We start from the raw sequence: 13687 nt of genomic DNA, 5'->3' as shown, positions 1-13687 counted from the left end.
ATGTCACAGAAACCTCGCAAAAAACAAGTTCCCAAAAAATATTTTACCGCATATCAGGAATGACAACAAGCAGCACGATTTGATAAAAGGTGCGGAGAATATTCCCCGCACCCTTCATCACTCCATAATGATTTCTGTAATAATTATTTCCTCCGCCTGCGCTTTCAATGTGTTTATCAGCCCCACCCAGCGCATGGGGTCACGGGCCTTCAAATCCTCGGTCACGCCCGCCGCCTCCATCATGCGGGGCAGCATGACGTCCATGCGCTCCCGCGCCGCCCGGTCAATCTCCAACAGGTGCGGATACAGCTTTTCGCACAAAATCAGGCTGGTGTAAAGGCCGGGGCGGTGTTCCTTCAGGTAGCGCCGCCGCATACGGCCATACTTGCCGATGGGGGCCTCCGGCTGCTCGGACAGTTTCAGATCGGGGATGTAGTAATCTCCGCAACGGGTATAAGTCAATTCGCTCATGTTCATTCTCCTTTGCACTGTGATGGTTAAATTGCGGCGCTAGCCGATACGGTGGCCTTGCGCGGCTCCTGCCTGGGTAACTGGCTAACGGTGGTAAAAATGCCCTTCTCCATGTCCTCGGCCCGGATCGCGGCCTTTGCCGCATCCATTTTTGCCTTGCGCCTGGCGTTGTAGCGTTCTTCCCATTCCTTCTGCTTGCCATTTGCCTTGCGGCGCAAGTAGTTCTGGTGAAGCCTGTCCTTGCGTTCCTCCTTCTTCCGCAGTTCTTCCTGTTCCTCCGGGGTCAGGGGAACCGGCTGCAAGGCGGGTGGGATATACCGGCCCACAAAATTGAAGTAGATTTCAACCTCCTGAGTGGTGTCCTGGCTGCCTTTGCGGGCGCGTTCATGGACAAGAATTTTCTCTACAAACTCGTTGAGCATGGTATTTGTCAGCGTGTCGAAATTCTCATACTTGTCAATCAAGGCAATAAACTTCTCCGCAGATTTCCGGCTCTGCTCATAGCCGATAACGGCCTTTTCCAGTTCCGTGATTTCCGCATTGAGAGCGTCCTGCTCTTTGGCATACTGTGCGTCCAGGGCCTCATACCGGGCGTCCGGCAGCTTGCCCAGGGCGTTGTCCTCATAGATTTTGCAAATCAGCTTTTCCAGTTCCCCGGCCCGCTTTTGGGCGGCGGCCAGCCGTTTCCGCTTCTTGGATATGTCGGCGGCCTGCTGGGCGGCCTGCGTTTCCTGGACGGTGCGGATAAACTCGGCCCGGTCATTCTTGGAATACTCCGCGATGGCCCGGAGCATATCGGTTATCAAGGTCAGGACAGCTTCGGCCCGGATACGGTGCTGTGTACCGCAGAGCGTCCCGCATGGGATTTTGCTGTACTGGCTGCAAGTAAACTGTGGGTCACGCTTGCCGTTATTGACGCGATGGACATACATCTTGCCGCCGCAGTCGGCGCAGTACATCAGGCCGGTCAGAGGGTGGGCATCGCCCCAGCCGTCCGGGTAACGCCTGACATTTGCCCGGATACGCTGCACATTGTCAAAGGTTTCCTGGTCGATGATGGCCTCATGGGTATTCTCGAAAATCGTCCACTCGCTTTCGTCAACATAGTGGCTTTTCTTGTCCTTGAAGTGCTTGCGGGTCTTGAAATTGATGGTGTGGCCCAGGTATTCCCGCTTTTTCAGGATGTTCACAATGGTGGACGATCCCCAGCCGTAGGGGTCTTTGACCGGCTTCGTCCTGTTTACTCCCTCTTGAAAGCGTGCCAGATGGACAGCGGGGATTTCAACCTTTGCCTCGGACAGCAGCTTTGAGATTTGATAGGGGCCGTAGCCCTCCATCGTCAGGGAAAAGATACGGCGTACCACTTCGGCGGCTTCTTCGTCCACAAGCCAGTGTTCCCGCTTTTCGTCCCACAGGTAGCCGTAGATAACGGTGCCGGTCAAGTGCTTGCCGCTCAAGTATCAGTTTCTCGGCTTGCTCGGTCTTGGTGGCGGTGTTCCCGCCCGCGCCGGATAGCAGCTCGTCGGCGGTTATGTCGTATTCGCCTATCCATGAAAAGCCTGTTTCCGGGTCAAGGCAAAAGGCAACGGGCTTGCCCTCCGGCGCAAGGGAAGATTTGTCATGGACGATAACGCGCACATTTGGCTCCCGCTTCACGCGCCCGATCAGCAGGACGCTCCTTGCTGCGGCGCGGAAGTCAATAGAACCTAAGCCCCGGTATGCGCTCTGCCCTCCGGCGGCTTTGTTCAAGTGCCCGATAAGGATAACGGCGCACCCGGTACGCTCGGCAACATCGGCAAGGCGGCGGAACATGGGGCGCACTTCGTTTGCCCGGTTCATGTCGGTCTTTTCGCCCATGTACGCCTGTATGGGGTCAAGGATAATCAGCCGCGCCCCGTTCTGCGTGATTGCCTTTTCTATGCGCTCGTCGGAGAGGGTAAGCTCCCGCTTGGCTTCATCAATCACAAGCACGCGGTCAAGGTCGGCTTCGGCTTCTATCAAGCGGGGCTTGACGGTATCGCCCAGCCCGTCCTCGGCGGTCTGGTAAATCACTGGGAATGGCGGCAAGGGCTTCATTCCCGGCAGCGTTCCCCCGGTGGTGCAGGCGGCGGCAAGGCGTAGGGCAAAGGTGGTCTTGCCCTCGCCGGGGTTGCCTTGCACAATGGTTACTTTCCCAAAGGGGATATACGGCTCCCATAGCCATTCAACGGTCTGTGTGTCCACCTCACTCATGCGGATAATCTCGACGGTTTCTTCCTGCGGCGGCTCTTTCAAGCCGTAGACCGCTTCCCGGATATACTTCCCGTCTGTGATTTCCGCCCGGTGCTGCAATACCTCGTTCCAGTCCTTGTGAAGCGGCACAAGGCGGTGGACGGTCAAGCCCTCCGGCACAAGCTCCGCAAGGCGGCTGCAAGCGTCGTTTCCGGCTTGGTCGCTGTCAAGGCAGAGGTAAACGGTCTTGATGTTCGGGCGGTCAGAGAGGAAACGCAACAGGGCTTTTTCTCCCACGCCGCCCAATGACAAATAGCTCTGCTTCTGCCACGCCTTTTTGAACAGGCAGAGGAAAGAGAGCAGGTCAACGGGGGCTTCAAAGACAAAAAGCCTGTCACCCTCGCCTCGGTAGCAGAAATTAAAGGCTTTGTCGCTGCCTTTCACATCAAACCGGAAGTTTCCCGCCGTTCCCTTGCTGTGGGCGTAGCGCGGTATTCCGTCCTCGTCCCGCCCCACAAATACGGCGTTGTGGTGGGCTGCGTCCTCGTAAATATCGCCGCGGGCAAAGAAAAAGCCCGTCACATCATCATCAATGCGGCGGGCTGCTGTGAGGTAGTTCCTCGCTATTCTGTTGTCGTTGTTTGGGGGCGGTAGCCGGAAGTCGGAAAGGGACGCGTGGCAAGGTCTGTCCGGCGGCGGTGCGGCTCCCTTTTCTCCTGTGAGAAGTTCCACGGCTTCGGTGAAGCTCTTGCCGAAAAACTCCATGACAAAATCAACGGGGCCGCCGCCCTTGCTCTGGCTGTGCCTGTACCATTTGTTTCCCCGGACGGTCAGGCTGTCGTGCCGTTTCCAGCGGTATTCATTCCCGGCGCGGGTAAGCTGCTCGCCCTGTGATTGCAGGAAAGAAACAAGGTCGGCTTGGTTCGCCCGGTCTATCTGTTCTTGGGTGTAGTACAAAAATCTCAACTCCTTTCATCGTTCTAAGTCGTGCTGCTTGGTGCGGGTCTGCTCCGGCTGGTCGGCTTTCAGCGCAATATCAACGCACTTGCGGATATTGTGCAGCTCGGCAACCTCGGCGCGGGTTTCTTTCAGCTTGGTATATTCCGCTGTTCTCTGCCCGCTGAGGGTGGCGTACTCTTTTTCCCATTCAGCGATAGGCAAGCTCTTTGTCCCTTTCGGCAGATTTGCATGGAGATAGCGGCTCGCTGCGTTCCATAGCGTAAGCTCGGCGCGGTGGGCTTCCTCGTACTTGTCGCGCTTGCTCGTCCAGCCATTTTTCAGCTTTTTCAGCTCGTCGTGAATGGGCTTGTACTCGGTGTAGTTCTTCCCGTATTCAATCAGCTTTTGTAATTCTTTCATGCGCTTCTCGGCGGTTTTCATGCCCGCCCGGATAGCGTCGGCTTGGTCGCTGACAGAGGAAAGGGTAGCGTCCAGCTCCGCAAGGGTGGAAATGCCATGCTCGGAAAGATAGCCTACTGCCTTTGCAACGGTTTTCAGTTCATCGGCGGCGTGCTGCCTTTGCCAACTTTGCGAATACTTCCGGCTCTTTTCTCTCTGAACGCTTAAATACTTCATCAGCAGATTTGCAAGGCCGGGGGATTGCGGGGGCTGCTCCGGGGCGTTTTCCCGCGCCTTGAACAGTTCGCCAATCCATTCTTTGAGCTTTCCAATCTGCGCCCGGATTTCCCGGATAAGGCGGTTTGCCTTTTGGATATTCCGGTTCAGCTCGCCTTTCTCGGTGGCTATGCCTTTCTTCTCCATTTGACAAGCCGCTACGCCCATGTGGACGGTAGGCAGCTCGTCAATGCCGCGCTCGGCGTTACTGCGGTGGTCGATACGCTCCGGGCGTCCGGCGCGTTCAAGGTAGGCATTTGAAATATCCGCCCATGCCTTGCGCCATAAAAGCGCGTTGCCCTTGTCGTTCCAGCCTGTGAGGTCAACTTTGTGTGTCTTGTATCTGCCGCTTGGTAAGCGTATGCGCTCGCCGTTCTCGTCAATGTCATATTCCTTTTTGGACTTCGCCGCCCATGCGCCGCGCTCGTCAAGGGGGCGCATAGTAAGCATGATATGACAATGGGGGTTGCCGCTGTCGGTGTCGTGAATGGCAAAATCAACGCACATTCCTCTGGAAACAAATTGAGAGGAACAGTATTCCCGGACAAGCCGGATCTGTTCCTCTCTGGATAATTCTATGGGGAGTGCTGCGTCAATCTCTCTGGCAAGCTGGGCGTTCCCGGTTTTCTCGTAAAGCTCCACACTGTTCCATAGGGTAGCGCGGTCAGAGAAAGAGGGCGGGGCATGGGGCGGCATTTGCTCGTTTTTCAGATATACGGCGATTTGGTTGCGGTTCTTCCCGCCGATAAACAAACGGAAAATAAGGCGCACAACCTCGGCGGCTTCCTCGTCGATTATCCAAAAATCCTTGTTGTCCGGGTCTTTGACATAGCCGTAGGGGGCTTCGGTGGCAATCGGCTTTCCGCTCATGCCTTTGGTCTTAATGCCCGTTTTCACTTTCTTGCTGATGTCCTTTGCGTACCACTCCGACATGATGTTGATAAAGGGCGCAAACTCCAATGTGTCGGGCTTCTCGCTGTCAATGCCGTTGTTGACCGCGATAAAACGCACGTTGTTCCGTCTGAATATCTCCATAGCGTTGCCGACTTGGAGATAGTCGCGCCCCCAGCGGGTAAGGTCTTTCATAATGCAAACGCCGATTTTCCCGTTTTCAACGTCCTCCATCATGCGGGAGTAGGCAGAACGGTCAAAAAATCTGCCGCTTTCATCGTCGTCGATGTAGTGCCGGATATTCGTCAGCCGCTGCCCTCTGGCGTAGTTCTCCAAAAAGATTTTCTGGTTCTGTATGCTGTTGCTCTCGCCGCCGTCCCTGTCCTCGTCCCCTACGGAAAGACGGGAGTAAAGGGCTGTGATTTTGTTGTAATCATTCATGTGCATATCCTCCTGTGCGTCCATGTAGAGTTCCTTTACACTTAAGATTATGCACTCCAACGCGCGGAACCGTATTCCATGCCTTTTCGGTATTTCTTCGCGTTTTTGCCTTTCATGTAAACGGCAAGCCGGATAATGACCGCCCCCGCAACGCCGATAAGCAGATCGGCGGGGTGCAGGCTCGGCGCGATACTGGAAAAGGCAGCGGCAAAGCCTGTACCAAGCTGCAAGAGTTTTTCGCTTGCGTCTGCGCCGGGGGTAAGGCGTATTGCTGCGCCTATCTTGTCAAAGAGATAGACAAAGAGCAGATAGGGGAGATTTGCCAGGATCAGTTTTTTCATGTTCATCGCTGCACGCTCCGATCCCTGGTTTTGACTTTCTCCCGGTCCAGTGTCCGGTGCTCCGGTTTCCGCTCCGCCTGTTCCTTCGCCTGCTCCAGCCGGTCCCGGATGGCGGGTTTTTCCTCCCGGCCCATCCTGCGGCCGGCAAACTCCTGGAAGGCCGCCGTGATGGCGTCCGCGTCCCGGCTCTTGAAAAAGACCAGGTAGCGGGGCTGCTCGGCGGCGGTGTCTTTCTTCAAGGCAAAATCCACATGGTATTTCTTCGCCACATGGGTAAAGGCCTTGATATTCTTGTCGCTGATCTCGATATTGGCAAGCCCGGCGTTCTGGGAGGCCAGCTGTTTGAGGGTCTGCTTTCCCCGGTATATTTTCGGCTGCCTGCTTTTCTGGATTTCCTCCAGGAACTTCTTTACCGCCTTTTCAAACACCTGCTCGCTCATTTTGGCCCCGTTGACGATTAGGGTCACGGTTTTGCCGGTTACTTCTTCCTGCATTTAACCCCTCCCTCGCTTACCGTCCCCGTACATGTCATGCTGTACCAGGGAGGAATAGTAATTGCTGATGGTGGACGGAGCGTTATACAGGGCCGCCAGCAGATACTTCTTGATGTTGCGGACATAAGTGGTGTTGTCCCGCATACAGTCCATGACATACCGTACATGGGAACTGTCCAGCTTCATAAAGCGGGATTTGACCACCTCCGCCGGGTAATCATCCCCGGCAATGCGGATCGTCTTTCGCGCGGAGCATACCGTATCCACGATCAGCTCCGCGATCTCGTCCAGCTGCTCCCGGTCGATGTGGTTATCCTGGATCAGATACTCATACTCGATGTTGTCCAGGATAATTTCACGATAGACCTCTCTGGCTCCCATCCCATCCGTTCCCATCCCTGTCCCTGCTGGGGGATGCCCCATAAGGGGCTGGGGATTTGATTGGATAGGATTTGATAGCTCCGTATTTGATAAATCAGTTATTGATCCATAGTTACTTGATTCTTTCGTATTTAATTGTGCGGGGTTTCCCTGTTCAGGTTTTCCCAATACAGGGTTATCCAAGACTGGATTTGCCTGAACTGGATTTTCCCGTCCAGGTTTTTCCCGTTCAGGTTCCGGCTGCCTGGGCTGCTCCAGGATGGTGTATTCGATAGCCCCAAGCTGCCCGTTGGCGTTCCGGACACGCTCCCGGATCACATAGCCCTGTTCCTCCAGCTCCCGCACCCCGGCGCAGATACTGTCCACGCCATCTTTGCAGATACGGGCAAGGCCCTTTGTGGTATAGTCCCATCCTTCCGGCAGGGAGAGCATGAGGGATAAAAGCCCTTTCGCTTTCAGGGACAGCGCCGTGTTCCGCAGATGGTGGTTTGACATGACCGTGTAATCACGGGTCTTTTCGATACGGAAAACCGCCATGCCGTTTACCTCCTTCCTCATGGATTGAAAAAGTGTTGATTTTCGCGGAAAATACCCTCTGTAATCTGCCGCCCTGTCCATCAGGGGAAAGAATATGGGCGGCTTTCATACCGCCGCCCACAGAAGGAAAAACAGAGGATTTTCCACCCCTTTTGACACATTTTTTAAGCCCTACAGCTCACGGTCACGCCGGTCATAGAGCAGATCGCCCCCGCACACCTTCGCATGGTTCCTGATCTTGATAAATCCCTTCTCCTGGTTCTCCAGGGCTTTGCCATAACCGGCTTCGGTTAGGAACAGACGCATTTTTTCTCCTTTCCATCCCATAGGGGACTCATGGGAGAGGACGTCAAAGACGATCATGTGCCGGGTGTCCGGGTCAAACCGTTCCAGGGCCATGATATCGTGTCCGGCCAGCTTCTGTGCCCCGGACTTCTGTCTGGCCTCCGCCAGCATTTCCCCGATGGTCTGGGGCTTCCCCGGCAGACGGTAATTTGCCTGGACCTCCCGGATCAAATCCATGCACTCGCTGTTTGACAGGGTGCGCAGCTTCGCCATGAGGCTTTCCGCCGTATCCCTGGTGGCCTGGTTCCTTGACAGGCGCCAGGTCATATAAATTTCATTCAGGACAGCGTTCGGGTCTGTACTCTCGATCTGGTACGCCATCCTCATTTCTGCTTCATTCAGTTTCATCTATCCGGCTCCTTTCCAAAAATGGGCACAAAAAAACGCCACAGGTTTTTGTACCTATGGCGTCAGTGTGGAGCAACAGAAAAGGGATACCATTGACGAAAACGGTATCCCTGCTCTGTAAACTTATTCAGTTTTAATTGTCGCATTGCCTGTTGCTGTCCACAAAGCCTTGATTTTACTGGTTTCTTGCTACCATCCTTATCAAAGCCTTGTATTTACAGGCTTTTTCGAGATAATCAGAGTTGTTGAAAATAATTGTGAATGCAAATACGGCTTTGTGATCCTATACGCAACAAATATCATCAGTACTCCAATATTTATTGCACATCATTCAAAGTAGAATATTTTGATATAGAATTAGCCAAAGCTCGTAGGCATACTCATTCTAATAATTATCAGAATAGATAAAATACCAATAGCGAAAACTGCTGACCAAACCCATAACTTTTTGGATTTCCAGTCAATCGTGCTTTTGGTGATTTTTTCAAAGATAATACCCATTACAATGGAGAATGTAAAGATACCGCCCCAAATAGCCCAACCGTAATGACCGTAACCGTATGCTGCTCCTGCGGGGTTTTGGCCCCCTAATTCACCAATAAGTAGTCCAAGCGCAAATCCTGCCAGTGTTGTAAATGAAAAATACTTTTTCCCAAACAATGCAGGGATTACGGATACCGCCATAGCAATCCAAAATATATTTTGATGTAGCAGCCAACCATATAAATAGCTTAACTGTGCTGGATCATCTCCAAATAGCCACCCTATTACACTTGTTTGCTGCCCAGTTGTACCGAAAATGCGTCCAACAAGATAGACAATGACATACCCAACGGCAACAACCAGTGTAAAAAATATATTCTTTTTTATTTTTTTACGGCGTTCTTCACGTTTCTTTTCTTGCTCCATTTTGTAAAGATAGTAAATCTGTTCCGCCGGTGTGTCCTTTTCTTCTTCATCGGAAGCTAACAGTATATCTACTGTCGTGCCGAATATCTCTGCCAGCTTGAAAAGATTCTCTGTGCTTGGGGCGGATTGACCTGTTTCCCACTTTGTTACTGCTTGTCGGCTTACACCGACAAACTCAGCCACTTTTTCTTGTGATAATCCAGAGCTTTTTCGTTGCTCCTTAATCCTTTCGCCTAATGACATATTCTTCACCTCCACCTATATTGTAGCGAAAGCGGCACTCTCATTCTACCAACTATTTAGCAACTATCGGTTGCATTCCAAAATTCGCATCAATTTATCACTTTAACCCTCTGACGGATATGTTTTTGAGCATTTTAGGATTAAGTTTATTATACCAAAGGGCTCATGAACAAATCTACATCATTTCAGCCTGTCAGCGGCATTGTTATCTCTGGCACACTGCCGCGCTGCTTCCCGCCGTTCCTCACTGTATGGGGCAGTTAGGCGGAAAGAGAAGCGGCCTTTCTCAATGCCGAACTCCTTTCTGTTCTCCTATTACTCAATAGTGGCATTTTCGAGTGGTTTCGGCCCTTGACTATCAGACTTCGATTACACAAATCTAGAATTTCATTTTGGATTTGTATAATCGCCATCGCTAAAAAGAATTGGCACAGGATTGCCCATACATTGGCGCAGTCCTGCCCTTTCGCCGTAAATCCAAATCTGCTATACTTGGTACAGTCAAAACTTTGTAATGCAGCCGTTCCGGTCGGGACGGCTGTTTTTCATTTGTAAGTAAAGGTGGTGGTTCACATTCATACTTTCCTGCAAAAAGTCCGCAGGACATTGAAGAGCGAACGGGGCGAGGCCAACTATTTCTCCACGGTGGTGTTCATCTTCATCGCCGTCATCCTGCTGGCCTTTATCATTGACCTGTTCGGCATCATCTCCACAAAACAGGAGTTAGACCATGCGGCAGATCAGATGGTCAAACAGATCCAGCTGTCCGGCGGCATCAACAGCGAGACCGACTCGCTCTTTGACTTTCTGTGCTCGGAGATCGAGGGGGCGGAGAATATCACATACTCCATCGATGCCACATACAAGACGCCTACGCCGTCCGGGATGTCCCGGGCCATCCAGCTTGGGACGCCCTTCTATATCACCATTGAGGGCGAGGCCAAACTGGGCGGCTTCTGGAACCTGGATCTGGTCAACATCACGGTGGTGGCCCGCGGCTCCGGCGTCAGCGAGCACTATTGGAAGTGAGGTGGCCTATGAAGCGTTTTCTTTCATGGCTGCGCCGGCCGCTTCGCAACGAGCGGGGCGAGATTACTTTCTTTGCCTGCTTCTTTGTAGTCGGGGTCGTCATGCTCATCTCTTTCCTGCTTCTGTACGCCTCGGTGCGGATCACCTGCATCAACATCCGCAACGGCGCCAAAATGGAGCTGAACAACCTGAGCGCCACCATCTATGCGGACACCTACCGCTCCCAGCGGGAGACCAACTTCGAGGAGTACCTGCGCACCCTCTATTCCAGCAATGACTATACGGAAATGCTGGAGGCCACTGTCGCCGGCGGCCTGGCAGAAAAGATCCCGCTTTCCACAGAGGACTATGAGGTATCCGACATCAGCCTGGAGTTCAATGTGGTGGGCGACCGGGTGGAGTATATCTTCTATTGTGATGTGGAGTTCTATGTGCGCATGTTCGGGCACAGTTACCCCACCATCACCCAGCGGGTGGAGCTGACCGGCTACCACAACACCAAATTTTAGCGGCGCTGTTGAAATTCCAGTCAGCTCCGCAGTATAGGCTTTATATAACAGCAAAAAGGAGTGTGGACACACATGAAGAAGTTTTTCCAATCCAAAGGCTTTATTGTTTCAATCCTGGCCGTCCTCTGCGTTGCCATTCTGGGCGTCTGCTGGTTTGTGAGCCGGGACCGCACGGAAGAATTCCAGCCGGATGAATCTCCTCCCAGCAGCACCAGCAGCGACTGGTCGGATGGCGGCGCACAGTCTGGCGACGGGAGCGGGGGCGCAGACGCCTATGCACCCGGCCAGTCTTCCAACGCCGAAGAGGAATATCCCAAGGTGACCTCAGAATCTGAGGGCGAGGTTGAAATCGACTTTACCGATACGGAGAAGCCGGATGAAACACCGCCCCCTGTGCCGGAAGGCAAGACGGAGATCGAAGATCCCGGCGAAGAGCATGAGGTCAATCCCGACCCGGCAGTACCGGAAGTCACTGCCCCTCCTGAAGAGGAATCCACTTCCAGCAATGAGCCGGCCCCCGGCTCCAGCAATGGCAGCGGCGCTGTTTATGATCCGGTGTTTGGCTGGGTAGTCCCCGGCGATGTGCAGCAGTCTACCGGCGACAGCGACGGTGATCTGAATAAGCAGGTCGGCAACATGGGCGGCTGACCACCTACAACTGAATATGGACTTGAAAGGCCGTCACAGGATTGTGGCGGCCTTCTTATTTTCAAAAAGAACGGAGCGTGATGTATTTGAAACGACTTCTCGCCCTCTTATGCAGCCTCGCCCTGGTGTTCTGCCTCGTTCCCTCCACGGCATTTGCATCGGGAGGCAACGGGAACATTGACGGTGGCGGCGGCGGGATGGGGCAAGGCACATCCTCAAACTTCTGGAATCCCGGCAACGATGGCGTGCGCATCACGGTTGTGGATGCGGAAAGCGGCGCTGCCGTGTCCTCACCGCTGGACTTTTCCAACCGGACACAGAAAAGCAGTATCCTCCATTTCGGCAAGGTCAACAAGCTGCAGTACCTGAGCGGCTCCGGCCTCTCCCTCCAGTCCGGGGTGGCCTATTCCTGCATCAAGCCCGCGCAGTCAATGCCCACCATCGTCAGCAGCAAAGGCCAGAGCAACATTGACGCCATCAAGCGGTACTTCTGCTCGGAGTACGCCTGCATGATGGTTGCCCAGGCTGCGGGCGTGGACTACGAGCGGATGATCGCCGGCGAATATAAGCTGCTGATCGAGCCCATCGCCTACTTTACCCACAACGGCCAGTATTACTGCATGACAGCCACTGAGGCTGGCCTTTACGATCAGATGTCCGGCGGCAACCTGCGCCGAACCATGACCTCGCTGACCCATAAGAACCTGCCGCTGTCCATGTTTCTGGAGTTCAGCGATCTTGGCATTTCCGCCTGGACCGGCAACACCACCGGGACGCAAAACAATTCCGACATCATCAATACACTTGGCGTCGGCATCGTCTGGTTTGATGAAGCCCCGCCCGAGGGTGAGATCGAGGCCCCTGATGTGGAGTACCGGGTGGATACCGATGTCATCACCTCTGTCACCCTGCGGACGGATACCGACCTGACGCCGGATAATCCCGCTTCGGTGACCTTCCATATCCTCGGCACCACCTATCGCGTCAACGATATCGTAATCCCCGCTGGCGATAGCCAGGTAGTCTGGGTCAAGTGGCATACCCCCACTACACCGCAGACAGTCACCATCACGGTATCCGTCAGCGGCGCCTATACTGCCCAGGATACCTTTGTGGCAAAGATCGTGGACCTGAACGAACATATCCCGCCCGACCCGGTAGCCACAGACACCAATCCCTCCTATACTGTGCCGTCCCTGCCCAATGAAACGCAGAAACTCACGGCCAACTGGGGCGTCTGGAGCTGCTACTGGGTGCCGGTATGGGTGTGGTGCGATCACGGGGAAGACGGTGGGCATTGGGTGGATGAAGGCTACTGGGAATATGAGTACACCGGCTATTCCGCCTCCATCAGCGGCGTCATGTCCCTGATGCCGGACGATATTGTGCCGACGGCCTCCGGAAAGTCCATGAAGAGCGGGTACGGCGTCAAGCAGGATGTGACCGCCACGCTCTCCACCGACGCGCCCACCAGCCACATCACCCATCCGCAGACGGCCTTTTCGGTGTTCCCGGAGTTCCAGTATGAAACCTATCTCCGCCTGCTGCAGCGAGTGTCCTGCGGCCGGAGCGCCAAATTCACTTTCCAGCCCAATGAGTTCTCTACTTACAGCCGGGAAGTGCACTTTACCCCCATCTGGTTCCCGGATGCGACGAACTACACCGTCTTCACCCAGGTCTGGGATACCTGGACGCCGGACGGGATGCTGAGTATCAACCTGAATGACTATGTTTCCATTGACGGGAGCCTCTATGATGACTGGTACACCAATCGAGAGTAATGTGTGGATGGCCTACCTGCTCACTGTTTTTCTGGTGGTGACGGGCTTTGCCGTCTATGACATCCTATACAGGCGGGTGCCCGACCGGGCGCTCGTCTTTTTTATCCCCCTGGCCGCGCTGGCCCCGCTGATCCAGGTCTGCTTCATTCTGGAGTATGACCGGACGCCTATTTTTATCTGGCCCGTTGTGGCCGAGGCTCTGGTGGGTGCGCTGCTGGGCTTCTGCATTCCGCTGGCCGCTGCTATGGCGACCGGCGGCAGCGGTATGGGAGGCGGGGATATCAAATTCTGCGGGGTACTGGGTCTGGTCTATGGCCCCTCCGGCATGGCCCTGGTATTTTTGGTAGCCGCCGGCTTCGCCATGCCGGTGGTGCTGCTGTATCGGCGGCTCTTGCGGGACAAACAGCCCACCGCGATCCCGTTTTTACCTTTTCTGGCCTGCGGCTGCTCTGTGGCGACGCTGGCTGAACTATTTTTATGACAGGAGAGATGCT

General features: G+C 54.2%; 13 protein-coding genes and 1 pseudogene. 5 read left to right on the top strand and 9 right to left on the bottom strand.

The features are described from left to right. Positions 1-117: 117 nt before the first annotated feature. From B5E42_RS00645 to B5E42_RS00605, 9 genes and pseudogenes are all read right to left on the bottom strand, one after another. Positions 118-471 (bottom strand): TnpV protein, encoded by a 354-nt coding sequence (locus tag B5E42_RS00645; RefSeq protein ID WP_087235951.1) that lies wholly within the window; start codon positions 469-471, stop codon positions 118-120. A 26-nt stretch (positions 472-497) separates the two neighbouring features. Then, positions 498-1856 (bottom strand): DUF4368 domain-containing protein, encoded by a 1359-nt coding sequence (locus B5E42_RS00640; protein WP_242966964.1) that lies wholly within the window; start codon positions 1854-1856, stop codon positions 498-500. Continuing rightward, a complete protein-coding gene (locus B5E42_RS00635) occupies positions 1753-3639 on the bottom strand; it encodes an AAA family ATPase (protein ID WP_242962718.1) in 1887 nt (628 codons plus the stop codon). The genes B5E42_RS00640 and B5E42_RS00635 overlap by 104 nt, the downstream gene beginning before the upstream one ends. Before the next feature lie 15 nt (positions 3640-3654). Next, on the bottom strand, positions 3655-5652 hold the full coding sequence (locus tag B5E42_RS00630; protein ID WP_087235949.1) for a MobA/MobL family protein: 1998 nt from the start codon (positions 5650-5652) through the stop codon (positions 3655-3657). 32 nt (positions 5653-5684) lie between these two features. After that, a pseudogene (locus tag B5E42_RS00625) lies at positions 5685-5975 on the bottom strand (type IV secretory system conjugative DNA transfer family protein); the annotation flags it as partial. Next, on the bottom strand, positions 5972-6463 hold the full coding sequence (locus B5E42_RS00620) for a PcfB family protein (RefSeq protein ID WP_087235946.1): 492 nt from the start codon (positions 6461-6463) through the stop codon (positions 5972-5974). The gene B5E42_RS00620 and the pseudogene B5E42_RS00625, both read right to left, overlap by 4 nt. Next, positions 6464-7381: a DUF6017 domain-containing protein gene (locus tag B5E42_RS00615; protein ID WP_087235943.1), complete on the bottom strand. Its 918-nt coding sequence runs from the start codon at positions 7379-7381 to the stop codon at positions 6464-6466. It lies immediately after the preceding gene. Positions 7382-7552: 171 nt separating this feature from the next. Next, complete coding sequence (locus tag B5E42_RS20015; protein ID WP_343214168.1) at positions 7553-7867, bottom strand: DUF5720 family protein; 315 nt, start codon at positions 7865-7867, stop codon at positions 7553-7555. A gap of 564 nt (positions 7868-8431) precedes the next feature. Further along, positions 8432-9226 carry a helix-turn-helix transcriptional regulator gene (locus tag B5E42_RS00605; protein WP_087231487.1) on the bottom strand — a complete coding sequence of 265 codons (795 nt, stop codon included), beginning with the start codon at positions 9224-9226 and terminating at the stop codon, positions 8432-8434. A 606-nt stretch (positions 9227-9832) separates the two neighbouring features. Between B5E42_RS00605 and B5E42_RS00600 the strand changes: the two genes are divergently transcribed. The 5 genes from B5E42_RS00600 to B5E42_RS00580 all read left to right on the top strand — a co-directional run bounded on the left by B5E42_RS00600 (position 9833) and on the right by B5E42_RS00580 (position 13674). Continuing rightward, positions 9833-10255, top strand: a complete 423-nt coding sequence (locus tag B5E42_RS00600; protein ID WP_227603392.1) for a DUF4320 family protein — start codon at positions 9833-9835, stop codon at positions 10253-10255. A gap of 8 nt (positions 10256-10263) precedes the next feature. Beyond that, positions 10264-10764, top strand: coding sequence for a hypothetical protein (locus B5E42_RS00595; RefSeq protein ID WP_087231484.1), 501 nt, complete (start codon positions 10264-10266; stop codon positions 10762-10764). 72 nt (positions 10765-10836) lie between these two features. Next, the gene (locus tag B5E42_RS00590; protein ID WP_087231481.1) at positions 10837-11412 is read left to right on the top strand and encodes a DUF6550 family protein; all 576 of its coding nucleotides are present in this window, start codon (positions 10837-10839) and stop codon (positions 11410-11412) included. An 80-nt stretch (positions 11413-11492) separates the two neighbouring features. After that, positions 11493-13193, top strand: a complete 1701-nt coding sequence (locus B5E42_RS00585) for a hypothetical protein (RefSeq protein ID WP_087231479.1) — start codon at positions 11493-11495, stop codon at positions 13191-13193. After that, positions 13168-13674, top strand: a complete 507-nt coding sequence (locus B5E42_RS00580; protein WP_242962716.1) for a prepilin peptidase — start codon at positions 13168-13170, stop codon at positions 13672-13674. The genes B5E42_RS00585 and B5E42_RS00580 overlap by 26 nt, the downstream gene beginning before the upstream one ends. Positions 13675-13687: the final 13 nt, after the last annotated feature.

The sequence above is a fragment of the Flavonifractor sp. An10 genome, assembly GCF_002161215.1.
In the GTDB taxonomy this organism is placed as follows: Bacteria; Bacillota; Clostridia; order Oscillospirales; family Oscillospiraceae; genus Flavonifractor; species Flavonifractor avistercoris.
The sequence above is the reverse complement of the archived record's forward strand: the minus strand, read 5'-3'. Positions and strand labels throughout refer to the sequence as shown.